The 12761-nt window shown below is 55.0% G+C and carries 9 protein-coding genes; 3 read left to right on the forward strand and 6 right to left on the reverse strand.

Translation table 11 applies throughout. From position 1 onward, the window contains the following. Window positions 1-572: 572 nt before the first annotated feature. From ABDK74_RS02165 to ABDK74_RS02180, 4 genes are all read right to left on the reverse strand, one after another. On the reverse strand, window positions 573-2027 hold the full coding sequence (locus ABDK74_RS02165; RefSeq protein WP_346002519.1) for a M20/M25/M40 family metallo-hydrolase: 1455 nt from the start codon (window positions 2025-2027) through the stop codon (window positions 573-575). A 77-nt stretch (window positions 2028-2104) separates the two neighbouring features. After that, window positions 2105-2638: a Rid family hydrolase gene (locus ABDK74_RS02170; protein WP_346004136.1), complete on the reverse strand. Its 534-nt coding sequence runs from the start codon at window positions 2636-2638 to the stop codon at window positions 2105-2107. Continuing rightward, window positions 2613-4016 (reverse strand): cytosine permease, encoded by a 1404-nt coding sequence (locus ABDK74_RS02175; protein ID WP_346002520.1) that lies wholly within the window; start codon window positions 4014-4016, stop codon window positions 2613-2615. Before ABDK74_RS02175 ends, ABDK74_RS02170 begins: the two co-directional genes overlap by 26 nt. Further along, window positions 4016-6541 carry a TonB-dependent receptor domain-containing protein gene (locus tag ABDK74_RS02180; RefSeq protein ID WP_408874453.1) on the reverse strand — a complete coding sequence of 842 codons (2526 nt, stop codon included), beginning with the start codon at window positions 6539-6541 and terminating at the stop codon, window positions 4016-4018. The genes ABDK74_RS02175 and ABDK74_RS02180 overlap by 1 nt, the downstream gene beginning before the upstream one ends. A 402-nt stretch (window positions 6542-6943) precedes the next feature. On the opposite strand from ABDK74_RS02180, the gene ABDK74_RS02185 reads away from it, so the two are divergent. The 3 genes from ABDK74_RS02185 to ABDK74_RS02195 are packed head-to-tail and all read left to right on the forward strand — an operon-like array spanning window position 6944 to window position 10048. Beyond that, window positions 6944-8098 (forward strand): histidinol-phosphate transaminase, encoded by a 1155-nt coding sequence (locus ABDK74_RS02185; protein WP_346002522.1) that lies wholly within the window; start codon window positions 6944-6946, stop codon window positions 8096-8098. 13 nt (window positions 8099-8111) lie between these two features. Beyond that, window positions 8112-9518: an FAD-linked oxidase C-terminal domain-containing protein gene (locus ABDK74_RS02190; protein ID WP_346002523.1), complete on the forward strand. Its 1407-nt coding sequence runs from the start codon at window positions 8112-8114 to the stop codon at window positions 9516-9518. Next, entirely contained in the window at window positions 9515-10048 is a 534-nt protein-coding gene (locus tag ABDK74_RS02195) for a HutD family protein (RefSeq protein ID WP_346002524.1), read from the forward strand. Before ABDK74_RS02190 ends, ABDK74_RS02195 begins: the two co-directional genes overlap by 4 nt. Here the strand turns inward: ABDK74_RS02195 and ABDK74_RS02200 are convergent. Further along, window positions 10041-11186, reverse strand: coding sequence for an alpha-hydroxy acid oxidase (locus ABDK74_RS02200; RefSeq protein ID WP_346002525.1), 1146 nt, complete (start codon window positions 11184-11186; stop codon window positions 10041-10043). The two genes, ABDK74_RS02195 and ABDK74_RS02200, sit on opposite strands and share 8 nt — an antisense overlap. A gap of 22 nt (window positions 11187-11208) precedes the next feature. Beyond that, window positions 11209-12756 (reverse strand): histidine ammonia-lyase, encoded by a 1548-nt coding sequence (gene hutH, locus ABDK74_RS02205; protein ID WP_346002526.1) that lies wholly within the window; start codon window positions 12754-12756, stop codon window positions 11209-11211. Window positions 12757-12761: the final 5 nt, after the last annotated feature.

The raw sequence follows: 12761 nt of genomic DNA on the forward strand, positions 1-12761 counted from the left end.
AAATCAATGGAGTCTGAGCCTTGGGTGAAGAATAAATCTGTTTACAAAGAGCAGTAGATACAGGCCGTTCTTCAGTGCAGGCATATCCTCATCACTCCACCTCACAAGTAGATCGTCAATGTTAATGGCCCCCAAATTCATTGACGAGAATGGTACGGCGATTGAGTAGAGTGGGTTTTCCTACTCCAAGAAAACTGCTCATTACTTGGTCCGGAATAGCCGCTCCCAAAACAATCATCTTGCTCACGGCGCGCTGGAATGTCCGCGGACGGACTTCTTCGAAAAAACACTCTTCTCGAATTCGCAATTAACAATCACCACCTGACCATTACCTGAATATGCTCGGACGCTGTGCATTGAGCGTGGTGTTGAAATTGATGAAGCCGGGCGTAGCCACGAACCCTATTGTATCGATTTCTTGCTGTGCCTCACCGGAAAAACAGACCCGACATTCTGGACGATGCTATCCCGCACCACCAGGCTGCTGGAGGCCAGTCTCAGGGTAAACGAACAGCCTGTGTGGATCACAAGATCAAACAAATGCCTACCCTTTCACGATATGCGTATTGCTCTCAGTCAGATAGGTCCGGTATTAGAACCAGTAGGTTTTCCAGAGCCGGTGCAATGCTGGATACAGGCGTGCGTTCGTTCAGGCCATGCATGAAGGAGTCTGAGTTCTTGATGAAAATCGGACTGATCCCATAGCTCGGCACACCGTGATGACGAAACCACATGCTGTCACTGGCTCCCGCTGACAGTGCTGGGAAAACAGCCACTCCCGGATAGGCAACCTGCATTGCGTGCTCAATAGCTTTGACGATATCCGGCCGCATCGGAGACGCAGCAGTCTGGACTGAACCTTCTGTTACATCCTCTATCTTCATCGAGGGATCCTGTGCGGCCTGCTGCAACTCCTCCATGATGCTTGGACGCGGATGGCCTGGAAAAATCCTGCAATTGATATTGGCCGTAACCTTTTGCGGCAGTGCATTAAGCGCATGGCCACCGTCGATCATGGTCACAACACATGTTGTCCCTATTCGACCAATATAGGACGGATCTTCAGACAGGATGTGAATGGCTTTTTCGTCCGCAGGATTTTGAGCGAAAGCCTTCATAGCGGCAGCCATTTCAGGCTTCTGCCAGCGGGCGGCATTCAGAAAATAGCTGCGGCTCAGCTCATTCACCTCTGGCTTGAAACGATGTTGCTGAATGCGCAGAAGGTCTGCCGCAAGTTCATCAATCGCATTCACCGGGCGCGGTTCAGAAGAATGCCCCCCTGGATTGGTCACAGTCAGGCGGAAATCTGCATAATTCTTTTCCGCTCCTTCCCAGGTGAAATAATCCGGCTTGCCCGTTTTCTCGTTGAGTGTCCCGTTTGCGCCATCCATATTCAGAACCAGCTCGGCATTGGAGAGCTTGTCCGCAATGATGGCGCCCGTCGCCATCGTCGTTTCCTCATCCCCGGAAAACTCAAGGATGATATCCCGTCGCGGCTTGTAACCTTCGCGTTTGAGTTCCAGAAGCGCAGCAATGGCCAGCGTGTCATCCAACTTCATGTCCGTTGAGCCCCGGCCCAGAAGATAGCCGTTTTCAATCTGTGGCTTGAACGGATCATGCGTCCAGTCCGAGGCCTTGGCTTCGACGACATCCATATGTCCCGAAATCACCAGCGGCTTGAGGGATGGGTCCTGACCGGGCCAGCGGGCGATCAGATAGGCCGTATCCTTGTAAGGGGTGATGGTAATGTCCGATGGCGCAAAGCCGCCTTTGATCAGCGCATCACGGAACAATGCGGCCACGTCTGGCGTCTGGTTTCCCGGCCCTGCCACTGAACGCAGCGCAATGGATTTTTCAGCCAGATCCAGAGCCTGATCGGCTGCGACCTGATGGATGGCGGTATGATTTTCAGGTGCACCCAGCGCCTGCTCGAGCGTCAGATCGCCAGCCAGCAGCAGAAAGCCGCTTTTCAGCACGGCCTTGCCAATCCGCTTCCGGGAAAGCTGCGTCCGTTTGATTACGTTCATGCTTTACTCCTGTTGATTGCCTGAAAATTCAAAGTCAAAACCACGATCCGGCGACATTTTAAAATCGCGCCAGAACATCATTCCGTAGGAATTTTTTTATTTTTTGCATCGCTTCTGGATGCAATCACGTCCACCTCGACAAGCCAGTGAGGATTACTCAGATGCGGAACCTCAATGACGGTCCGTGCAGGAAAAGCGCTTCGGAACCGGGCCCGATAGGCCTGCATCATGCCGTCGAAATCCATATGTCCCAGCCGTGGATCAGCGACCAGATAGACATGCATCTGCACGATATCCTGAAACGTCATCCCGTAATGTTGCAGTGCCGCCGAGATCTGATCCAATGCGCTTTGCATCTGCTCAGCGGTCGTGGTGCCAGATATCCTGTCCGCCGCGGGACCCAGCCCTGAGACATAAACTGTTGCTGATCCGGCCGGGACCTGAACAGCCGCCGAAATCGGAAAATCATCTTTCGGATCAGAATAACGCTGAACTGACTGCGCAGACGCGTCCTGTCCGCCCGCAGCGACCCCGGCAACAAGCAGACCGAACTGACACCATCGGCGCCAGCCGCCTCGTGACATATCAGCAGGAAGACGTGCGGGAGACATCACCGATGCTGCTCCTTCGAGATACGAATGCATAAAACAGAGTGGTCACAATCAGACTGACCAGCCAGGAAACGTCCACCTTGTGAACATAAGGAACCAAAAACCCAGTAAAGAATTCATTCTTGAGAAAAGGGATTTCAACCAGAACACCCAGAACATAACTTCCAACAGCGGCCCAGTTTACATAACCATATATGCCGCCGTCTTTCTGAAAGAACGACTCAACATCATAATCGCCATGACGCAAAACATAGTAATCATACAGATTGATCGCAGTCCACGGCACCATGACGGCCATGAGTATATCCAGAAAAGCGGCATAGGACTTCATGAAGCTGTCCGCCATTCCCAGTGCGAAGAAAAGAGATAATCCAAGCAGCGCGCATGTCAGTATCACCCGGCTTCTTAATGCGGCGCGCCATTCGGGCAGAAAAGTCTGAATGATCGTGATACTCGACAGTGCCCCGCAATAGACACTCATCGCATTGGCCAGAGCGATCGATACGGACAGAACGACCAGAACCGGAGCCCCCCACGCCCCCGCCAGATGTTCCAAGGACTGCACAACGCTCTCTCCGGGCCACTGCAAAACCAGAAAGGCCCCCAGAACCATCGGCAAAATCGTCCCCAGAACCGTGCCCCCATAACTCGCCCAGAATGTGTTCCTGACGGACAGGCTATCTTCAGGCAGATACCGTGAAGAGTCTGAAACATAAGGCGCATAAGCGATCTGCCAGAGCGCCGAGATCGAAAACATGCCGAAGAAACCAGCGATCGAGCCGTGCATTTCTGTCAGAAGTGTGACCGGCATATGCCAGAACCCCACGATCAGACAGTACATGACCGCAATTCCGGACAGCCATGTCACGACCTTTGAACAGGCATGGATGGCACCATATCCCAAAATACACGGGACAAGACTGATAAACGCCAGCAGAAGAACTGCGGGAATGCGCCCGAGCAAAGGGAGTGCGTCGTCCAGCGCTTCGCCGCCTACGACACAGTTCGAGGCCGCAAAGCCGATATACATCAGCACGACCAGAACGATAATGGGCACTGCACCCCAGACACCAAACTGTCCCCGGCTCTGCACCATCTGCGGCACACCGAGCACTGGCCCCTGCGCGGCATGAAGTGCCATGAAAACCGCGCCGACCAGATTACCCGCTATAACCGCCACAATCGCCCAGATCAGGGACAGATCAAAAATCTTTGGCCCTAACGCCCCCGTCACGATGGTCAGGAGCGTCATGTTCGTACTGAACCAGACCGTAAACAGGTCGCGGACACGTCCATGCCGGTGTTCCGTCGGAATCCGGTAGATCGTATGGACTTCGACGGACGGGTTGAATTCAGCCCTGCGACCCTGTGTTATCATCAGAATTCAGCCTTGAGCGTGCCATAATACTGGCGCGGCGCGCCAACGAGAAACGACTGATAGTCACCGGACATCGGAATTCCTGTCTCTCCCATCGTAGAAATATATTTCGTATTCGTCAGGTTATAGACGTTGAACTCGAACGTCAGGTTCTGCACAAAATTCAGGCTTTTGGAATATTTTCCAAGATTGCCGAAGCGATACCGGGCACCCAACGTTTCGATCCAGTAAGAGGGAATTTTCATATCCCCTGTATAGCTATAATTGCGTGTCCCGAGGAACTGGGTATCGAGATGTGCTGAAAAATTCTGCCACTCGTAAGCCAGGCTGGCTTTGTACATGAAGCGCGGATAGGCAACGATCTGCTGGCCTTTGATGTGATAGGTCGTTCCGGTTTCCGTAACGTTATTGTCATAGGTCGCATGATTGTAACTGATACTGTTATACAGCGAGAGTCCCTTAACGGGCATCACTGTGAGTCCGGCATCTACACCATTCATGGTCACACCGCCGACATTTGCAACCGTGGAAACCGGATTGACGATCGATCCTGACGTCACCTGCTGCAAGCGGTTGTGAAAGTTCGTCCTATACGCATAAACGGATGCCAACGCATATTTGTGCGTGAAACGATATCCGACCGCAAAATTCCAGTCCGTTTCTGGCTTCAGGCCACCATTCTGCAACATTTGGTTATATGCGGACTGCGAGACGGAAAAGGGTGAGGCTCCTTCCTTGAACGCCTGGACAGGATAGGATTTTACGTTTTCAGCAATATCGAAAAACAGCTCGTGATGCTTCAGGAAATGCCAGTCCCCACTGAAATGCGGCAGGAACGCCCGGGCTGTCGTGATGCTGCCACTGGCAATCTGCCCAACGCCCGTATAGCTCTCGTCGTTGGCGTATTGTCCGCCCCTCACCGTCTGAAGAAGTGACTTGAAACCAAAATGCAGGGAAAGATTGGGAAGGACATGGTACGTGTCCTGTACAAAAGCCGTAAAGCTGTTCGAATTGAAGTTCTGCCCCCATAACGTAGCGTATGGATCGGGAAGTTCTCCTACTGAATTGACAGGTTTGGCCTTGCCGGCTTCCACATCCGAAAGCAATGGTTCCTCGTAGGCAAAACGCCCGACGTCCGTATGAAAATTTTCGTACCAGACGCCACTGCTGATATCATTATGTGCGATCTGGTAATGAAGGGCAGACGTAAAACCGAAACGTTGGGAGTGAGTTACGGTCGCCTGATCGATCAGCGGCGCTCCATTGGGGGATGAAACATAAGGGTTCGCCCAGGTCCCGCGCAAATACTGCCCGTGCCCATAAACGACACTTTCCCAGCGCAGACGATCCGTCAGAGCCAAATTGGCCTTCAGCCCCCCCAGATAGTCACGCTCGACCAATGCACCATCGTAATAGGATGCATCCCAAGGATCGGACATTTTTGAGTAACCCGGCGGCAACGCCCCTCCCGGCAGACCATTTGCCGAAAGCGCGGACAAATACGCTTTCCTGTAGGCGTTGGGTGTTCCGTAGAAATTATCGATCCTGTATCCGCCATTCTTCAGCATATCAAAGGACATGTCCTGATACAGGTAACTCTGTGTCAGGTTATAATCGAAGAAAGACGAAATACTGCTGCGCTCACCAATAGGTTGAACGAATTTTGCATTAACCTGCTGACCAAACTGGTCGCCACCACCTTTCCATTTATCCTGCGCGTTACGCATGTAGGAGATGTAAAATCGCGTACCGCTCTTGTTCAGGTCACCACTGTCCATCCGCAAAAACGTATGAAAACCGCTATTTGAGCCAAATGTCTGTGACGCAAGACCGCCAGCTTTGTGCTTGGGGTCGGAAGAAATATATTCGACAGCGCCCCCCAGATTACTAGTGCTGGCGACGGATTCAGCTCCGGCTCCCATGGAAACATCCAGGCGTCCAACATTTTCGGCCGAGATCGCATTGACGGCGTTTAGACCATTGAACGTGTGAAATTCCTGATCGCCCAGTGGGATGCCATCCAGTGTCATGCCGATCTGATTTTGTAGAAAGCCGTGCATGTAAAACTGGGTAGACCAGGTATCCACACCCTGCGGATCATCGGACTGGAACATCACGCCTGGCTGACGTGCCAGGATCTTGAGTGGGTTGGTCCCAGGTACAGCGTCTGCCAATACTGCCGCTGATACCGTTGTGACGGCACCACGGGGCACATGACGGGCCGTCACCTGCATATTCTCGCTTTCCAGCGCTTCGTGGGCTGTGGCGCGGCGGGGCCGTATAGCTTTTGGGCGGATGGAACTCGCTGGGGGTGTCGTGCCTGCTGCATGATGGGTAACAGAACGGGTCTGCTTTTTGGGATCTGCAGCCTGAGCTGAGTAGCAGGAAAACGCAGTCGTTGCGAGTATCCAGACAAGAAAGGAAGATGCTCCCTTTCGTTTTGTGTCCGATGTAAATCCGATTCCTGAAGCGGGAAAACAACAGGTACTCTGATTTGATAATGAAACGTTATTTTTCGGTACCATATTCCCGCACTTTCCCAAAGCAGTCGTTGAGGAGACACCATCAGCCGCTGACAGGCTACAGAGGAAACTGAGAGGCATTTTGCCTTTCCGGGATAAACCATGTCATTACAAAAAACGGTTGTCTATGTCTATTCTGATATCGAATTGGTTTTTTGGCGTTTGCAACGTCATGGATGCCATTTTAACAAACAAGAATATCCTATGAAATCTTCTGTAAAACCTCATTTAATCAATACCTTATCCTTTGCCTATCCAGCCTGATCCTTCTCCATTCCAGTCTGTTTGAAGTGCCGTACAAAAGATTGGAAAAATATCCTCATACCTCTTTGGAGCTCTGGATATCGTAAAGAATCTATGGTTGTATTTACAAGTCGGAACGCATTCCTTCCGTGGAGCTTTTGCATGACTGTCACTCCTGATCACCGGATATCCCCCCTCTCCCTGGCTCGGGCTGAAGTCCGTCAACTGCCTGTCTATAATGCTGGCTTGTCGGAAGGTGCTGTTAAGGAAAGATACGGCATTTCTCAGGTTACCAAACTGGGAAGTAACGAAAATCCTTACGGCCCATCTCCATTTGCTCTGGACCATTGGAAAGAAATTGCTTCCAGCCTGTTCCGCTATCCGGATGCGTCAGCCGAGGCGCTTCGTGGAGAGCTGTCTCGTCAGACCGGGATCGACACGGATCGGATCGTTATCGGAAATGGATCTGAACAGATCATTCGGATGATTTGCGAGGCGTTCCTGGGCCCCGGAGATCGCCTCGTTACGGTTCTACCTTCCTTCGGGCTGCATCTGATCTGGCCGCAGATGATGGGAGCCCAGGCAGAGGCGATCCCAATGACGCCAGACGCCCGTTTCGATCTTCCTGCTCTGTATGAGGCTGTGACATCTGCTCCCCTCAAAGTCCTAATGTTCTCGAACCCTTCCAATCCCGTCGGGTGCATGATGACAGGCGATGCCATGCAGACACTGATCAATGCCTGTCCGAAAGACACGTTGATCGTCATTGACGAAGCCTACTGGGAATATGCACGTTTCAGTCAAGATTATGCCGACAGTCTGTCCATTCTCGAAAAACAGTCCCGCCCTTGGATGGTTCTGAGAACCTTCTCGAAGGCTTACGGTCTGGCCGGGCTGCGGGTCGGTTATGCCCTCACATCGGATGCCGGACTTACCGCCGTCATGACGCGGGTCCGCGATCCGTTCAATAGCAACGGTGCAGCGCTGGAAATGGCCCGGTTGAGCCTGCTCGACCAAGACCACATGCTCAGGACGGTGGACGCAACCCTGATCGAAGGTCGTGTCCTGAAATCAGCTTTGGAAAATCGCGGCTATTTCGTCGCGCAGTCCTTCGCTAACTTCTTGTTCTTCGACGCACGAGAATCTGCTTTAGACTTGGCTGAACGCCTGCTCGAACACGGGGTTATCGTCAAACCCTGGAAGGAGAAAGGCTACGAAAGCTGGATCCGGGTCAGCATTGCGCGCTCCGAAGATAGTCATGCTTTCCTGCAGGCCTTCGACCATGTCCGCCAGCCCCTCAATTCTCCCACAGTTTGAAAAGGAAAGCGCCATGACCGGTTCTTCCGCCGCCGAACGCGCCGCCCGGCGTCTCGCTCCTCTTTTCGGAGATCGCCTGACGGCCAACGCGACAGTCCGGGCGCATCATGCTCATGGCGAAGGGTGGCGTCACCCGGATCAGACCCTCCTGCCGGCTTATGTTCTGTTTGCCTGCACCACACAGGACGTGTCCGACGCTCTGAAAATTTGTCATGAGGAGAATGTTCCCGTCATTCCCTTCGGCGGCGGAACGTCCCTTGAAGGACAGCTTACTCCTGTTCCGGAGTGCATCAGCCTCGATCTGTCGATGATGATAGACATTCTTGATGTCTCACCGGAAAACCTGACATGTCGTGTTCAGGCGGGTGTGACGCGGCAGGATCTGAACCTCCATCTGCGAACACAAGGCCTTTTCTTCCCGGTCGATCCCGGCGGAGAGGCAACCTTTGGCGGAATGTGCGCCACCCGGGCGTCCGGCACCGGTGCCATGCGGTATGGCACCATGCGTGCGAATGTTCTGGGTTTGACGGCTGTTCTAGCCGACGGACGCATCCTTCGCACGGGAGGCGCCGTCCGCAAAGCCGCTACAGGCTATGATCTGACAGGGCTACTGATCGGCTCGGAAGGCACACTGGCCGTGATTACGGAAGTGCAGGCGCAACTCCATCCCATCCCCGAGGCCGTGGGCGCTGCGGTCTGCCAGTTTCCAACACTGGCCAGCGCTGTGGAGACGGCCGTTCTTGTTATCCAGTGCGGTCTGACGGTCGGACGGATGGAACTGCTCGACGATGTCCAGATGGATGCCTGCATTCAGTATTCCCATCTTGATGGCTATGAAGCCCTCCCCACAATGTTCTTCGAACTGACAGGTTCGCCCGCCAGTGTTGCGGAACAGGAAACTGTGCTGCGCGATCTCGTGGAAGGACAGGGTGGACAGTCTTTCCGTTGGGCCACCGCCACCGAAGAGCGTAACATTCTCTGGAAAGCACGCCATGATGCTTTCTGGGCCTGCATGGCTTATCGCCCCGGTTACCGAGGTATCACGACCGACGCCATCGTCCCCATTGCTGCGCTGACAGAACTCATGACCGGCGCCAGAGCCGATATTGATGCTTCCGGCCTGCTGGCTCCCATTGTCGGCCATGTCGGCGACGGTAATTTTCACACGGTCATTCTGATCCCGCCCAATGACGTGGATGCGGAAAGACGTGCTCTCGAACTGGATCATAAAATCATCCGTCGCGCCCTCTCGCTCGGGGGTTCTGCAAGTGGCGAACATGGGATCGGCCTCGCAAAACAGCTCTTCATGACAGAAGAACACGACCCCGCAACCCTCTCCGTCATGCGCGCCATTAAAACCGCTCTGGACCCGAAGAATATTCTCAACCCTGGAAAACTCGTTCCCGCAGACGCCCCATGACCCTCCGTCATATCCGTCTGAACAGCGTTCCCTGTACACTCTGGAAGAACGGCGCGGGCACGACCCGACTGCTGATTGAACAGCCTGAATGGCGTCTTAGCGTCGCCACCATAAGCCGGGCTGCACCATTCTCCAGCTTTCCGGGTCTGTTCAGACAGATGGGACTTCTGACGGGAGATGGTGTTCGGCTTCTTCCCCCAACAGGCGCCCTCCCCCTTCTACTGAATCAGCCCGGTGATCTTCTTCAGTTCAGCGGCGACCTTCCGCTGACTGGCACGCCTCTGAATGGTTCCGTCAATGTTTTGAATCTGATGCGCTCTTGTGACAGATCAGGTCCAAACCTGATTAGCATCACACAGGATACGCTTCCTTCAAATATCCTGTTAGGTTTTATGCCCGTAGAAGGGCAATGGGACGTCATGAGAGGCGGTCGGCACTACACGCTTGCGCCTGGCGACATGCTTCTCGACGAAGCCTCCTTTGAACTCAGCATCCTGAAACCGGGTCAGATCGCATACGGTATCAGCTGACAGGCCGAAGCATCGCCCTGCCCTGAGACCGAAGCGACGCAAGATCGACCATCCCGCCCAGACGCAGGATATCGCGGATCTCATCGCCTAATCCGCTTACCAGACTGTTAATCCCTTTCTCGCCACCGGCGGCCAGCGCCCAGGCCCAGGGACGCCCGATCCCTACGGCCTGAGCACCCAGCGCCAAAGCGATGACAACATCCCCGCCCCAGCGGACACCCCCATCAAGAATGATCTCGGTCTCGCCCTTCAGGGCTTCGGCAATGTCCGGCAGGACGGAAAGCGATGACGGGGCCGGGTCCATCTGCCGCCCCCCATGATTGGAGATGATGACGGTCTGCGCGCCCGCTTTCTGACAGGCCAGCGCATCGCCCGCATCCATGATTCCCTTGACAGCAAGATGCCCCGGCCAGACAGACCGCAGCCACTCTAGATCCTTCCAGGTCAGGGTTGGATCAATCTGGGACGCCGCATTTCTTGCCTGTTCCATCAGCGTGTTTCCCATGCCGTAGGGCGCCAGATTGCCGATTTTCGGCATCCCGTTCCTCAGCATCCCCGCTGTCCAGCGCGGATGCGTGGCCATGGACAGGATATGCCGCAGGGACGGACGCGTCAGATTGCGAAAACCATTGCGGACGTCGCGCAGCCGGAGCGGCGTGATCGGCGTATCAACCGTCAGGATGATGGTCCGGATGCCGCAGTCCTCCGCCCGACGCAGCATGTCGCGGGTAATCCCCCGGTCGCGAAAGACATAAATCTGTGCCGCGAGCGTTACCCCCGGCACCCGGGAGAGCGTCTCCAGCGACTGGATGGCGAATGTGGACACTGCCATCGGCAAACCCGCCGAAGCCGCGACCCGTGCAGCCCGGAGTTCACCGTCCGGACACATGAGGCCGCCAAATCCCAGCGGTGCAAACATGAAGGGAAGCCGGTGCGTGCTTCCCAGAAAAGGCGTGGACAGATCGCAGGCTGAAACATCAACCAGACATTTCGGAACAACCGCCCAGCGGTCAAAGGCCAGACGATTGGCGCGGACGGTACGCTCCGAATGAGAACCGCCATTTACATAATCACAAAAAATACGGGGAAGAACCCTATCAGCCCGACGATGCAGCGCCGCGATGCCATGATGGTTCATCCCCGCTATTCTCCCGATCTGATCAGTCTTCAAAAACAGGCAGGGGGACACCCGACCCGACACAGTCTTTCAGAGCGCCGTCGATAATAAGCGTACGGGCCGCTTCCATATCCGGCGTAAACAGGCGGTCCTGCGCAAAGAAAGGCACAGCTTTCCGCAATGTCTTCGCGACGGCAAGCAGTGGCGAAGATGTTTCAAGGGGGGCCAGGAAATCAAGCCCCTGTACGGCCGCCAGATATTCAACCGCAATGATCGTCCGGACATTATCCACGATATCGCCGACACGACGCGCGGCAAACGTCGCCATGGAGACGTGATCCTCCTGATTGGCCGACGTCGGCAGACTGTCCACGCTCGCCGGATGGGCCAGAGTCTTGTTTTCGGACGCCAGAGCCGCAGCCGTGACCTGTGCGATCATGAAGCCCGAATTCAACCCGCTGTCCTGCACCAGAAATGGCGGAAGGCCACTCATCTGCGCATCGACCAGCAGCGCCAGACGCCGCTCTGCAATCGCGCCCACTTCGGACACGGCAATCGCCATGAGATCCGCAACTATGGCCACAGGCTCGGCATGGAAATTACCACCCGAAATCATTTCGTCCGTATCCGGGAAGTGGATCGGATTGTCCGAAACCGCATTCGCCTCGATCACCAGAACCCGCGCCGCCTGACGCAGATTGTCCAGACACGCTCCCATGACCTGGGGCTGACACCGCAGGCAGTATGGGTCCTGAACGCGCTCGTCATCTTCAAGATGCGACGCGCGGATGGCAGAGCCTTGCATCAGCGAACGATAAACCGCGGCGCACTCGATCTGTCCCCTCTGTCCGCGCAGTTCATGCAAACGTGGATCGAACGGCGCATCCGTGCCGCGCGCCGCATCAAGCGTCAGGCCGCCTGTAATGAGAGCCGCGTGAAACAGACGCTCGGCATCCAGAAGTGCTGCAATTGCCAGCGCCGTAGAGGCCTGCGTGCCATTCAGAAGAGCCAGACCTTCCTTGGCTCCCAGAACCAGAGGTTCAAGTCCGGCAGCTTTCAGGGCCTCGTCACCCTTCAGGCGCTGCCCCTCATAAAATGCCTCACCCTCGCCGATCACTACGGCCGACATATGCGCCAGCGGAGCCAGATCGCCCGAAGCCCCGACCGATCCCTTTTCCGGAATGACAGGCACAACCCCCCGGTTCAGCATGTCCAGCAGAAGCTGCACGATCTGCGGACGCACACCCGAATAGCCGCGCGCCAGTCCATTGGCCTTGAGCAGCAGGATGAGCCGGACCACACGCTCCGGCATCGGCTGGCCGATCCCTGCAGCATGGCTCAGCACCAGATTGCGCTGTAAATCCCGCAGGCGGTCATCGGGAATGCGGGTTTTTGCGAGTTTTCCGAAACCGGTATTCACCCCATAAACCGGCTCGCCACGCCCGACGATACGCTCCACGGATTCCGCTGCACGTTGCAGAACCTCGAAGGTCGCATCGTTAAGGTGGACATCCATCTGGCCGAAATAGAAATCCCGTAGGTTGTTGAGTGCAATCTTGCCGGGGGTGAGTGTAAAAATGCTGGTCGTCATGATGG

This window comes from Gluconobacter sp. OJB, assembly GCF_039638275.1.
Classification (GTDB): domain Bacteria; phylum Pseudomonadota; class Alphaproteobacteria; order Acetobacterales; family Acetobacteraceae; genus Gluconobacter; species Gluconobacter cerevisiae.

Excerpts from the sequence above, each read along its gene's own strand:
- ABDK74_RS02165 (WP_346002519.1), bottom strand. The coding sequence starts at position 2,027 with ATGAACGTAATCAAACGGACGCAGCTTTCCCGGAAGCGGATTGGCAAG.
- ABDK74_RS02170 (WP_346004136.1), bottom strand. The coding sequence starts at position 2,638 with ATGTCTCCCGCACGTCTTCCTGCTGATATGTCACGAGGCGGCTGGCGC.
- ABDK74_RS02175 (WP_346002520.1), bottom strand. The coding sequence starts at position 4,016 with ATGATAACACAGGGTCGCAGGGCTGAATTCAACCCGTCCGTCGAAGTC.
- ABDK74_RS02180 (WP_408874453.1), bottom strand. The coding sequence starts at position 6,541 with ATGGTACCGAAAAATAACGTTTCATTATCAAATCAGAGTACCTGTTGT.
- ABDK74_RS02185 (WP_346002522.1), top strand. The coding sequence starts at position 6,944 with ATGACTGTCACTCCTGATCACCGGATATCCCCCCTCTCCCTGGCTCGG.
- ABDK74_RS02190 (WP_346002523.1), top strand. The coding sequence starts at position 8,112 with ATGACCGGTTCTTCCGCCGCCGAACGCGCCGCCCGGCGTCTCGCTCCT.
- ABDK74_RS02195 (WP_346002524.1), top strand. The coding sequence starts at position 9,515 with ATGACCCTCCGTCATATCCGTCTGAACAGCGTTCCCTGTACACTCTGG.
- ABDK74_RS02200 (WP_346002525.1), bottom strand. The coding sequence starts at position 11,186 with ATGAACCATCATGGCATCGCGGCGCTGCATCGTCGGGCTGATAGGGTT.
- hutH (WP_346002526.1), bottom strand. The coding sequence starts at position 12,756 with ATGACGACCAGCATTTTTACACTCACCCCCGGCAAGATTGCACTCAAC.